Origin of the sequence: Enteroscipio rubneri, assembly GCF_002899715.1 — a bacterium.
In the GTDB taxonomy this organism is placed as follows: domain Bacteria; phylum Actinomycetota; class Coriobacteriia; order Coriobacteriales; family Eggerthellaceae; genus Enteroscipio; species Enteroscipio rubneri.
Genome location: NZ_PPEK01000001.1, coordinates 380,073 through 392,642, shown reverse-complemented (window position 1 = coordinate 392,642; position 12,570 = coordinate 380,073). Strand labels below are relative to the sequence as shown.

Sequence of the window (12,570 nt, the reverse complement as noted above, 5' to 3'; positions counted from 1 at the left end):
GTTGCGCGCACCTTCCATCGCTGCCGATGTGCCGTTTCCGTGCAGGGTACCACAGCTTTTTCCTGCAGGACTTTTCATCTACCGAATATATATTTATACTGAGTGTAAATCGATTCATCCGCACGAAAACGGACGTCTTTGAAGTCGGGTTTGCGTCAAGCTCCCTTCGAAGGCGTTTTTGTTCGCAGCACTTTTGGAAGGAACCTGCATATGGGTTTATCGCGCAAGCAGATCGTCACGTTGGCAGTGCTCGTGTTCGGCACGTTCGTTACCGTCTTGAACCAGACCGTCGTCGCTCCTGTCATCCCTTCGGTCATGGCCGAGATGAACGTCGACGCCGCCACGGCTCAATGGCTGACCACGGGTTTCACCCTGGTGAACGCCATCATGATCCCCATCACGGCGTTCCTCACCGACCGGTTCACCACGCGACGGCTGTTCCTCGTGTCCATGGGCGTGTTCACTGTGGGCAGCGCGCTGGCAGGCTGGGGGCCCAATTTCGCCGTGCTGCTGATAGGCCGCCTCGTGCAGGCTGCGGGCGCGGGGATTCTCATGCCGCTCGTCATGACTGTGCTCATGTGGACGTTCCCGGTGGACAAGCGGGGAACGGCCATGGGGCTGTTCGGCATCGTCATCGCTTTCGGTCCCGCTATCGGTCCCACGGCGGCTGGTATCATCATCGATCGCGCCACCTGGCACGACATGTTCTACATCATCACCGCGCTCTCGATCATCGTTGTAGTCGTGGCCGTTTTCGTGCTCAAGCGCGGCGGCGAGACAAACAAGGACGTCACGCTCGACGTGCCCTCCGTCATTCTCTCCACCCTTGGCTTCGGCGGACTACTGTATGGCCTTTCGACCATCGGCTCGTACGGCCTGAGCATCGATGCGGCCGTCGGCACGGTTGTGGGCGTGGTTGCCCTCGTGCTGTTCTTCCGCCGTCAGCTGAAGATGGAGCATCCCATGCTCGAGGTGCGCGTGCTTGCGAACCGCAAATTCCTCGTTTCCACCATCATCGGCATGCTCGTGCAGGGAGCGCTCCTGGCGGCCGGTATCCTCGTGCCCATTTACCTGCAGTCGCTGTTGGGTTACACAGCCACCATATCGGGTCTCGTGCTACTGCCCGGCGCCATCATCATGGGCGTCATGGGTCCCATTGCCGGCCGTCTGTTCGACCGGCACGGGCCCCGTACCCTCAGCCTCATCGGCATGAGCGTGCTCACCATCACCACGTTCGCGTTCGCGTTTCTGGGTCCTGAAACCGGGCTCATCACCATCACGCTGCTCTATACGGTGCGCCTGTTCTCGCTTTCGCTGGTGAACATGCCCATCACCACCTGGGGCATGAACGCGCTCGACAACGAGCTGGTGAACCACGGCACGTCGGTGAACAACACGTTCCGCCAGGTAGCGGGCTCGCTTGGCACGGCTATCCTCGTGTCAGCCTCCACCATCGCCACGAACATGAGCACATCGGCGGGAACGGACGGCACGCTGGCAAGCATATTCGGCATCGATGTTGCGTTCGGACTCGCAGGCATGCTCTGCCTCATCGGCCTTATCATGGTGATTGCGCTCGTGAAGGATCGCCCCGGAGAGTCCGCGCTCAAGGACAAGGATAATTCGCGTCGAACGGTGCTCGAATCCATCATGAAGCGCGACGTGTACACCCTTCCGGCGCACGCAACCGTGGCCGAGGCTATGAAACTTCTGGTGGACAAGCACATCAGCGCCGCTCCGCTGGTGAACGCAGCTGGAGAAGCCGTGGGATTCGTCTCCGACGGCGACATCTTGCGCTACCTGTCGAAGCGCTCGCAGATGCTCATGGACCCCGTGGTCATGATCATGCAGACGGTGGACGCCGATGCGGATAACAAGGACTTCGCCCGCAAGCTGGACAACCTCATGCAGATGGACGTTCGTTCCATCGCCACGAAAGGCGTCATCGGCGTGGATGTGCACGCCGATCTGCCCGAAGTGTGTCGCGTACTGGGCGACAACCATCTGAAGAAAGTCGCCGTGCTGGACGAAGGGCATATCGTGGGCGTGATCAACCGCTCCGACATCACCCTCTACTCCATGGAGCAGTACCTGGCCGAGCGCGGCGAGGAGGCGCTTGCGCAGGATGGGGGCCCCGACGGACCCTCGAAGCTCGAGCGGGCCGAGCATGCGGCGGATCTTCCCGACGACGAAGCCGTGGCGTCTTCGATCTAGCTCCCGAGGGTCCGTACCTTTGGGAGTCTTCCGAGGGGGTTCCAGCCTCGCCTGCCCTCGGGTGTTTTTGCGCGCTCTCAAGCCTCTCACGTTCTTTCCCAGCTTAAGCCCATTCCGCCTTCATTTGAGAAGGCTGACGGAGGCGTTTTGCGAAAGCGGCAGCCGAATGACTGCCGCTTTCGCATTCTCTTCGTCCTATTTCGTAGACGGCGGAAGCGACTCCCTCCCCCATGCTAGCATTTCGGGATTGATTTCCCGAAAGGAGCCCCTATGAGGAAGCGCCTGCTCTCATCGGTTGCAGCACTGGTTCTTGCTTGCTCGCTCGTTCCGAGCGTCGCGCTCGCCGGCGAAGGAGACGAAACGACCATCCCGGTCACGATCGAAATCGGCGCCGGCGGCGCGCCGGCGGGCACATCGGGCGACGGGTGGACGTACGAGAACGACGTGCTCGTGCTCGAGGCGGGATACGCGTTCACGTTCGCAGGAGGCACATTCGACGCTTCCGGCGAGGATCGCGTCTGGAACAGCGGCATCATCGAAGACGGCACGTTCAACGACCGGGTGAAGAACGAGGGCAGCATCCAACGCGGCGAGTTCAACGGAACCGTGCAAAACGTGCCGAGCGACGTTGGCGCCGGCATCATTGCAGGCGGCACGTTCTCCTCCACCAGCACCGTTGCGAACAACGACGAGGACACCACCGACGACGACGGCACCATATCTGGTGGCACGTTCGCCGGCCCCGTGGCCAACGGCGACCCCGACCCCGACTGGAATGCGGCCGCCATCACCGGCGGCACGTTCGCAGGCGCCGTGACGAACTACGACGCCATCGGAGGCGGGGCGTTCTCCTCCATCGTGAGCAACAAAGAAGGCGGCACTGTCTCGAGCGGCATGCTCCTTGGCGACGTGACCAATCGGGGCGTCGTCGAGGGTGGCTTCTTCGCACGTCCCATCATCATCGGCGAAGGGGGGACGGTGAGCTCGTGCACCTTCCCGGTGAACGCGAGCCTGGCCGGGCTCTCCCTTGCGGGAACCGGTGCCGAGCAGCCGGTCGCAACGTACGAGAAGGACGGCGAGGAGAGCAACTGCCTCACGCTCACGGCCGACACCGGCTATACGCTGCCCAGCTCGGTGAGCGTGCGCCTGGGAAGCGCAGACGGCCGAGGGACTACACCTACAATGCGACCACCGGCGTCGTAGCCGTCAAGAAGGGCGCAGCCGCCAGTCCGCTATTCCTCGCTGCGAGCGGCGTTCCCGTAATCGCACCTGCATCCGAACCGACGCCCCCGACGCCCGACTCCCAGCCTTCTTCGTCAAGCGCCACGCTTCTCGCTGCAACAGGCGACAGCGTGCTGCCGACCGTCGTCGCCGACATCGTGCTCTTGGCTGCCGGGACACTCGCAGCAAGCGCAATAGCCTGTCGAAAGCGCCGCGCATCTCGACGGTGAGCGCTGCGCGGCAGCTCTTCGGCCACCGCGCAGAATCCTTCTGCATGATAGTGCTCGAGTACCATGCGCAGATAGGGTGCATATCGCCGCTTACGATGCCAGCGACCACCCGGCGGTTTCGGTTTGCAGCTCCACCATGCGACGGTACAAGCCGCCTTCGCGTGCCATGAGCTCGTCCGGCGAGCCTTCCTCCGCCACACGGCCCTCCTTCAGCACCACGACCTTGTCGGCGTTCGCTACGGTGCGCATGCGGTGCGCGATCACGAGCACGGTCTTGCCCGCCAGAAGCCGCGAGAGCGCCGTCTGCACCTGCGTCTCGTTCTCAACGTCGAGCGAGGCCGTGGCCTCATCCAACAGCACGATAGGCGCGTCCTTCAAGATGGCGCGGGCGATGGAGATGCGCTGGCGCTCGCCGCCCGAAAGACGGCTTCCGTTCTCGCCGATGGGGGTGTCGTAGCCCTGCGGCATGCGCAGCACGAACTCATCGCAGTTCGCGGCGCGAGCAGCGGCGAGAACCTCCTCGTCGGAAGCGCCGGCCCGGCCGAGCCGGATGTTGCCCATCACCGTATCGTCGAACAGCACCACGTCCTGGAACACCTCGGCGTAGTCTGCCAAGAGCGCCTCCGGCTCCACGCCAGCCACATCCACGCCTCCCACGCGCACCTGTCCCGCATCGGCATCCCAGAAGCGAGCAGCCAGCTTGGCCACGGTGGACTTACCTCCGCCGCTGGGTCCCACCAATGCCGTCACTTCGCCTTCGCGGGCGGTGAATGTCACGTCGCTCAGCACGCGCTCGCCCTCGCCGTAGGAGAACGACACGCCTTCGAAGGATAGGTCGTGACCCGCCGGCTTGAACTCGGTCGCACCTGCCTGCACAGGCTCGTCCTCGATAGCCTGCAGCCGAGCGATGTTCAGGCGCAAGTCCAGCAACTCGATGATGGTCTGCAGGATGACGTTCACCGGATCGTACACGCGCGTGACCGCCAGCAGGAAGCAGAAGAACACCATGAAGTCCACCTGCCCGTCCGCAATGAGCAGCGCGCCCGCCAACACCGTGGTGCCGATGCCGAGCCGCAGAAGCGCCTGGGCCGACGACGCGCTCACGCCGGCAGTCAGCTCCGCCCTGATCTTCGCATGCTCGAAGGCGTCTACCCGCTCTCCCACACGCCCGAGAAACGCCGGGACCTGGTTCGTGGCGCGGATCTCGCGGGCGCATTCCAGGTACTCCTGGATGCCGTCGGCAAGCTCGAGGTTCGCCTCGTTGCGGGCGCGTCCCGCCGCTTGCTGAAGACGCGTGGTGGACAGCAGCACCGCCACTGCCACCGGGATAGGCCACAGCGCCGCCAGCGCCAGACGCCAGTCGAATGCGAGCAGGCAAACGGCTACTACCGCCGTCGAAATGGCCGCACCGAACAGCTGCGGCATGACATGAGAGAACATGCGCTCGTGGTCGGCACAGTCCTTCATGACCGCGCTCGTGAGATCGGACAGATCACGCTGCCCGAAGAACGACAGCGGCAGCTGCCGCAGTTTCTCGGCCAGCCCGATGCGCTTGCGGGCGCTTTCGTTGTACACCACGTTGTAGGTGCTGTCGTACTCGAGATTCTGCGTGAGCAGCATGATGGCGAGCACCGCAACGATGGCCAGCAGGTACACTCCGAGCTCCGGCAACGGTTGCGACGGGTCGGTCAAGTGGGACACGAACGCGCCCGTAACCGTGAACAGCACGCCGATGGGCGCCATGAGCACGACGTTAGCCAACGCCGAGGCCCCCACGCCGCGCTTGAAATCGCGCGCGCCCTGTTCAGTCAGTGCGAACTTATCACGCAGCATGGGTACCGCTCCTTTCGATCCTCCACGTTACCGACGTGCGGTAATCGTTCCACATCTTCGCATACAGGCCGCCGGCCGCAACCAGCTCGTCGTGCCGGCCGCGCTCGACCACCCGGCCCCCGTCCAACACGCATATGACGTCTGCGCCCGTGACGGTGGATAGCCGGTGCGCGATCATGAGCACCGTCTTGCCCTCGCAGAGCCTCGCCAAGGCGCGTTGGATGAGCGCCTCGTTCTCCGGGTCGGCGAACGCCGTGGCCTCGTCGAGCACAACGATGGGGGCGTCCTTCAGGATGGCGCGGGCGAGCGCGATACGCTGGCACTCACCGCCCGAGAGGTACACGCCCTTCGCGCCTACCTGCGTGTCCAAACCGTCGGGGAACTTCGCCATGATGTCATCGCACTGCGCGGCGTGGGCTGCGGCCTCCACCTGTGCGCGCGTGGCGCCCGGACGCGCAGCGCGGATGTTCTCCAAAAGCGACGCCTTGAACAGGCGGTCGTTTTGGAACACGAAGGCCACCTGCGCCATGAGCTCGGAGGCGGGGATGTCGCGCACGTCCACCCCGCCTACGCTCACGCTGCCCGAATCCACGTCCCAGAAGCGGGGCACGAGGCTGGCGGCCGTCGTCTTGCCTCCACCCGAGGGTCCCACGAGCGCTACCGTGGAGCCGGCGGGCACCTCCAAGCTCATGTCCACCAGCGCGTCTCCCGAAGCGCCAGGGTACGCGAAGCCCACATGCTCGAAGGAGATCGAGCCATCGCGCGGATGCCCGGCCTGCACCGCCGACGGCTCCGCCAGCGGCCTTGTCGCGAGTATCTCGTCGATGCGGCGCACGGAGTCCTGCGCCATCATCACGGCCTCGCTCGCATACATCATCTTCGTCATCATGGTGGTAGTTATGGCCGAAAACACCGCATAGAACAGGAAGTCCGTCAGAAACGCTGCGAAATCGCCCGCGGCATGCGCCAGGAGGATGCCCGCAGGCACGAGCACGGCGAACGTGCCGTTGATGGCAACGAGCTGAACGACCTGAGGGCGCTGGCACGACTTCGAGTACTGGTAGGCCATGTCGCGGTAGCTCATGATAGCTTCGGAGAACGCGCGGAACGAATGTACTGTCTGCTGGAATACCTTCACCACGGGGATACCGCGCACGTATTCCACGGCCGCCTTGTTCATGCGGTTGAGCGCATCTTGGTAGAGCATCATGAACGGCATGCCATCGTTTTTCGTCCGACGCCCCATCATCCACCACATCATGAGCGCCGAGATGGCAATGGGAACGAGGCACACAAGTCCCATGATCCAGTCGAACGCGAACATGACCGCCACGAACGCCACCGGGGTGACGAGCGATCCCACGAAGTCGGGCAGCTTGTGCGCAAGCATGTCCTCGGTCTGGCCGGCGCAGCCGTCCACCACGCGCCGCAGATGCCCCGAGGCGTGGGAGTCGAAGTAGCCGAGCGGCACGCGTCCCAGGTGGCCGAGCGCCTGCTTGCGCATGTTCGCCGCCGTGCGGAACGCCGCCAGGTGGGTGCACATGAGCGCCGCGAAGTACACCAACAGGCCCGTTGCCGAGAACGCGAACGCAAGCCAGCCCCAAAAGGCGAGCCCCTCCGCAGCACTCCAGTTGGGAGCCACGGCCACGAGGTCGCGCAGCACGAACCACACGCACACCAGGGGCATGACCACGAAGACGCCGTTTACGCCCGCGAGCACGCACCCTAGGACCGCGAGCTTCTTGCGCGGGCCCGCGAATCCGAGCAGTCGTCCGACGGCCTCTTTGGGGTCAGGCGGCGCCACGGGCATCGCCCCGTCAGTCGCCGGCGCGCGTCCGCTCCCTGCCCCCGCCGCGGCGGGGGCTCCCGCCGGCGGAGTCGTCCCACCGGAGCTGGCGGTCCCATGTAGCGCGCCAGCTGCCGTTGCTGCTTCTGTCATGATGCTTCCTTCCTCTCTTCGAACGCAGCCTGCCGAGGCCGCGTCGGCTCACCTCGATGCGCCTAGGCACCCATCCGCGCGAAATGCTTCTTGAACACGCGCTCTCCTAAAAGACCGCCGACGATAGGACCCACCACGGCTGCTGCAAGCGCCACCAGGGCGAGCGGGCCGTACATGAAGTCGACGAGCTGCTGGCCGTACTCGGCCGTCATACCCGAGGCCACAACCATGTCCACGTACGCCTGGCCCGTGAGGTAGATAAGCGAGACATGCCCCGCCCAGAAGCACACGACGAAGGCGACGAACGCCGCCACACGGCGAAAGGCAGTGCGCTTGCCCGGCGCGCCCAACACGAGCTCGGCCACCACACCGCCGAGGGCGATGCCCAGAGGGCCTGTCCAGAACATGCCCATAACCAGGCCGAGAATCGCCACCAGCAGACACATGAGCGCCACCGCGCCGCGTTTTGGAACACGGGCCAGCACATACGTCCACACGATGCCGGCCGGAACAGCGCCCACCCCATGAGTGAACCAAGACGTGGTGGCACTGAGGGAACACACTATCGAGAAGGCCATGAACACCGCGAACAGAAGCACGCCGAATACGGCGAGCACCACGTAGTCGCGACCGGTAAGCCGGGTGACGCGGGCGAGCGTGCGCCCTTTCGTTGCTGTCGATTCCATACAAGAACTCCTTTCATCGGAAGTATTGCCGAAGTACGCGAGTTCATCACCCGTCGAAGCCGAGCATGCGGCGCACGGCGGGCAAGTTCGCTCGCGCAAGCGGCTCCTGGACGCTCACACGGCCATCCGCCACCACGGCCACCTCGTCACATGCGGCGACGATGAACTCGTAGTCGTGCGTGATCACCGTCACGCACGTGCCGCCGTCGCGCACGCGCGCAAGCTCTCTGGCGACGGCCTGCATGTTGGCGAAATCGAGCCCGCTCGTGGGTTCGTCTAGCACCAGAACGCGGGCCCCCTGCAGCACGCCAGCCGCAATGGCCAGTCGCTGGCGCTCGCCGCCCGAGAGCGACAGCGGATGCCGCTCGGCCAGATGCGCCAGGCCAAAACGGTCGAGTGCCTCACTGGCTGCCATCCGTGCCGCCTTGCCGCGGCCGAGGCGGCGAGCCGCGGCCGCTTCCAGCTCGCATGCGGCCGTATGGGCGAACAGCTGGTAGCCCGGTTCTTGCATCACCAGGAACGCCCGGCCGGCCCGTCTGCGATATGGCACCGATCGACCCCCGAACGCCACCTGTCCCGCGCGCTCGCGATGCAACCCGGCCAAGCAGCGCGCAAGCGTCGACTTCCCCGCGCCGTTGCCTCCCACCAAAGCCGCAATACGCCGAGGCGCGAACACGCCGGCGGCCCCGCGCAGCACATCGCCGCCGCGACGATAGCCCGCACGAAGGTCGCTGAACGAGAGCGCTGCAGCGGAGGCGGCGCCCGGAGCAGGCATGGGAGCGGAGGGATCCTGCTTGGCCGTCGGCACGTCTTCGGCGCAGGCATCCTCGATGCACCAGGCCCGCAGGCCCATCCGGTGAAGCTCGCGCATGGACAGGCGCTCGAATTCCGCAGCCACCCAGTCGTGGGCGATGCGCCCGTTCTCCATATGCACCACCCGATCGGCTATCCCCCGCAGCCACCACAGCCGGTGCTCGGAAACGATCACCGTACGCCCCAGCTCTTTCAGACGCCGAACGAGATGCGCAAGGGTGCGCATGGACGCCACATCAAGTGCGGCCGTGGGCTCGTCAAGAGCGAACACCTCCGGACCCAACGCATGCACCGACGCAAGGGCCACCATCTGGCGCTGTCCTCCAGAAAGCTTCCGGATGTCACGGTCGAGCAGATGGGAGATGTCCAGGTCGGCCGCGGCGCCACGAACGCGGAGGTGAATCTCATCGTGCGGCAGGCCCGCGTTCTCGCACCCGAAGGCGATCTCGGAGGTGGTGTCCAGGTTGAAGAACTGGCTGCGCGGATTCTGGAACACGGAGCCCACGCACAGCGAGAGCCCCTCGATGCCCAAGTCGGCCGCATCCTGCCCCAGCACGCGTACCGTACCGGAAAGCTCCCCGTCGTAGGCTTGGGGCGCCAGCCCGTTCACCAGGCGCATGAGCGTGGTCTTTCCGCAGCCAGAACAACCCGTCACCGCCACGCACTGCCCTCGCGCAACAGACAGGTTCACACCCTTCAACACCGGCTCGAACAGGTTTCCTTCCGCATCGGCATAGGAGAACGCCACTCCATGGAATTCCACGGCCACGCCATCGCGCAGCTTCTGCGACGCCGTCATGTCAGCACCCCCGCGCCCAGCGCCACAGACACGCCCGCAAGCGCGACGAAGTACGCAAGCAGCAGCGCATCGGCCGCACCGATATGCAGCTCGTAATAGCTCGTGCGCCGATTCGGCGCGTCGATGCCGCGCACGGCCGCCGCATTCGCCAGCTCATCGGCCACGATACCCACACGTCCCACCACTGGCACCAGCAGGTTCTCGACCACCTGCACAGGATGCCGCAAAACACGTGCCGGCGAGAGCGCGATACCGCGCACCTTCATGGCATCAAGTACCGCGCCGAACTCCTGGCCGAGCGTGGGAGCGAAGCGCAGCATCACGCACAGCGCCGCCGACACCCGCTTCGGCAGGCCGAGGCGCTGCAGGCTGTAGGCGAGCTCCCCGGTACGCGTGGTGCCCACCATGTTCGCAGCCATCATGAAGGCGCACAGCATGCGGCGCAGCATCGCCAACGAGGCGCCCACGGCCATGAGCACCACGCCCGAGTGCGCGCACAGCCAACAGAGGGCGAACAGCACCGCCCAGGCCGCAGTCCAGCGCAGGGCCGAGGAGGGCCGCCCGCTCCAGATTCCGGCGAGCACACACCCGCCCATCGCTGCCAACTCAACCGCCACCGATGCGGAAGCGAACGTGGACAGGCCGATCAACAGAATGCAAACCAATGAGACACGGGGATCAATCCGGTGCGCGGCCGGTACTGCCGCAGCCCTGCCGCAGGCCCGCTCCGGCGCTTTCGCGGCGTAGGCATCCCCGCCACCCGCATGCAACGACCTCGTTGCGCCCGCAGCTTTCAAAGTGGCGGCGCAGGCAAATGACGGTGCTGCGTTCGCGCCATGGGCAGACGGTTCCCCCGAGGCCCTGTTTGTAGTATTATTGTTATCCATGGTTAACTATGCTAGCGTCCATCGGGGAAGCGGGAAGGAGGAAGGCGCCTATGCGCAATCCCGCCGAAAACTTCAAGAATCGCGCCGAAACGGCCCGCGGGGCCGGCGGGGCCATCGACACGCTGTTCGAGCCGCAGGTACGGCAACTCGGCGGCGTGCTGGTCGACGCGGCCGCACACGAGCGGCAAGGACTCCTGTGGCTGATTGATCCGGCGATCGGCAAGGGCTTCTTCTGGTACTTTCCCATCGGCAACCGCCTAGCGGTGGGCGCGTTCGACTTTACGCTTCGCAAGGAGGGCGAATTCTTCTGCGACGCGGCCGATTGCTTCTACTTCGGCTCCTACAACCAGGGGATGCTCCCCTACTTGGGTATCGAGCCGACGCTGCCCGACCGCACCGTGGTAGGGCACGCCTGGAAGCATGCTCCCTACCATCAACGGGTGCAGGGTGGTGTGAGGTTGGGAGAGACGTTCGTCATGCTCTTGCCCGAGGCGCTGCGCGACGTCAGCCTGCGGCTGCACTGCGATCCCGTGGTGCTGAGCGCGGCTATCACCGCACTCGACGGCACGTCCTGCCCCGCCAGGCTGCCCTCCCTGCTCGACGACATGCGGCAAGCCCGACCGAGCGCCGTCGTGGCGGAGGCGTTTTACGAGAGCAAAGTAGTGGAAGCGTGCGCGCTCATCGTGGACTGGCGGCTTGCATGCGGCCGCGCGCCCATCGCGCTCTCGGCAGACGATGTCGCCGCAGTGGCGGTTGCCCAGCATCTCATCCAACAAGACCTCGCGCGCCCCGTCACCACCGAGGAGCTCTGCCGCGCGACTTGCGTGGGAACGAGCAAGCTCATCGAGTTGTTCAGGTTATCCTGCGGCATGACGCCGCAGGAGTATGCGCGCGATGTGCGCATACATCACGCCTGCGAGCTGCTCGAGACCACCGACCTGTCTCTGGCCGAAATCGCCGCTCGCGTGGGTTATTCCCGTCAGAGCAGCTTCTCCGAAGCGTTTCGTGCCCGATGTGGCCTCCCGCCCCGAGAGTGGCGTGCGAGCGCTCGAGCCCTCCGTCGGTGAGATTTCTGCAGGCTCTCTCCTTGCATTTTATACTATCAGTGATAGTATTTCCCTTGCCTACGAAAACCGAAGGGACCCAGAAAAATGGCCAGCCACTCGATCGAGATCATGATCCTGGGCGCGCTCATCGAACGGCCGATGAGCGCGTACGAGATGGACAAGACGTTGGAAGAACGCAACGTCCGCCGCTGGATACGCATCAGCTCGCCGTCGGTGTATCGCAACGTCATCCGCCTGTGCGAAGAAGGCTACGCCGACGGCACCGTCGTCAAGGAGGGCGAGATGCCCGAGAAGACGGTGTACACCATCACGGACAAGGGGCGCGAGCGCTTCGCCGAGCTCATGGACGAGGCCGCCGCGCTGCCCGCGCGCGTGGACTTCGGCTTCCTGCCCGTCTTGGCGAACATCAGCCTCGTAGACCAGAAGACCGGCCGCGCCCTCATCGACGAGCTCATCGAGACGCACCGAAGCACGGCAGAGCGCGTGGACGCGCTCATACCCGCATACGAACGCCTCGAGGCGCGAGCGACTATGGAGCTGTGTGCTGACACGTACCGCTTGGTCGCGAAGCACCTCGAGCAGTTCGAGAAGGATCTGTACGGCGAGGCTTGACATGCAAAACGCGAACGAATGTTTCACGTGAAACATATACGGCACACTCTTCTGCGACATATTTGACCGTTTGTTGCACCTGCGAATCCCTTATCGATCCAACAGTCTTTTTCGCAGGCGCAACAAGAGGGACGGAGGGCCTGTGAGAGCTGGGGGACGAGCGAGATTCGGACGAAAAAGGAGATCGAACCGAAGAGGTCGGATCGGAAAACCCAGTTGAGGGAAATCGAGCGACAGGGAGAAGGAGGAAGGGATGGCAAACGGAACGC

Annotated in this window: 10 protein-coding genes; 4 read left to right on the top strand and 6 right to left on the bottom strand. The window is 64.6% G+C overall.

Annotated features, from left to right (window positions below):
- Positions 1-210 precede the first annotated feature (210 nt).
- Positions 211-2,214 (top strand): MDR family MFS transporter, encoded by a 2,004-nt coding sequence (locus tag C2L71_RS01635; RefSeq protein ID WP_103264037.1) that lies wholly within the window; start codon positions 211-213, stop codon positions 2,212-2,214.
- Positions 2,215-2,484: 270 nt separating this feature from the next.
- The gene (locus tag C2L71_RS01630) at positions 2,485-3,417 is read left to right on the top strand and encodes a hypothetical protein (RefSeq protein ID WP_239926214.1); all 933 of its coding nucleotides are present in this window, start codon (positions 2,485-2,487) and stop codon (positions 3,415-3,417) included.
- Here the strand turns inward: C2L71_RS01630 and C2L71_RS12235 are convergent.
- From C2L71_RS12235 to C2L71_RS01605, 6 genes are all read right to left on the bottom strand, one after another.
- Positions 3,392-3,691 (bottom strand): hypothetical protein, encoded by a 300-nt coding sequence (locus C2L71_RS12235; RefSeq protein WP_239926213.1) that lies wholly within the window; start codon positions 3,689-3,691, stop codon positions 3,392-3,394. The two genes, C2L71_RS01630 and C2L71_RS12235, sit on opposite strands and share 26 nt — an antisense overlap.
- Before the next feature lie 64 nt (positions 3,692-3,755).
- A complete protein-coding gene (locus tag C2L71_RS01625; protein ID WP_103264036.1) occupies positions 3,756-5,498 on the bottom strand; it encodes an ABC transporter ATP-binding protein in 1,743 nt (580 codons plus the stop codon).
- Positions 5,488-7,308: an ABC transporter ATP-binding protein gene (locus tag C2L71_RS01620; RefSeq protein ID WP_103264035.1), complete on the bottom strand. Its 1,821-nt coding sequence runs from the start codon at positions 7,306-7,308 to the stop codon at positions 5,488-5,490. The genes C2L71_RS01625 and C2L71_RS01620 overlap by 11 nt, the downstream gene beginning before the upstream one ends.
- 191 nt (positions 7,309-7,499) lie before the next feature.
- Positions 7,500-8,123, bottom strand: coding sequence for an MptD family putative ECF transporter S component (locus tag C2L71_RS01615; RefSeq protein ID WP_103264034.1), 624 nt, complete (start codon positions 8,121-8,123; stop codon positions 7,500-7,502).
- Positions 8,124-8,169: 46 nt separating this feature from the next.
- On the bottom strand, positions 8,170-9,735 hold the full coding sequence (locus C2L71_RS01610) for an ABC transporter ATP-binding protein (RefSeq protein ID WP_103264033.1): 1,566 nt from the start codon (positions 9,733-9,735) through the stop codon (positions 8,170-8,172).
- Positions 9,732-10,622, bottom strand: coding sequence for an energy-coupling factor transporter transmembrane component T family protein (locus tag C2L71_RS01605; protein ID WP_103264032.1), 891 nt, complete (start codon positions 10,620-10,622; stop codon positions 9,732-9,734). Before C2L71_RS01605 ends, C2L71_RS01610 begins: the two co-directional genes overlap by 4 nt.
- A gap of 50 nt (positions 10,623-10,672) precedes the next feature.
- Here C2L71_RS01605 and C2L71_RS01600 point away from each other — a divergent pair, with 50 nt between their 5' ends.
- Together C2L71_RS01600 and C2L71_RS01595 are read left to right on the top strand one after the other, a co-directional pair.
- Entirely contained in the window at positions 10,673-11,689 is a 1,017-nt protein-coding gene (locus C2L71_RS01600) for an AraC family transcriptional regulator (protein WP_157938915.1), read from the top strand.
- An 84-nt stretch (positions 11,690-11,773) separates the two neighbouring features.
- Positions 11,774-12,301: a PadR family transcriptional regulator gene (locus tag C2L71_RS01595; protein WP_103264030.1), complete on the top strand. Its 528-nt coding sequence runs from the start codon at positions 11,774-11,776 to the stop codon at positions 12,299-12,301.
- Positions 12,302-12,570: the final 269 nt, after the last annotated feature.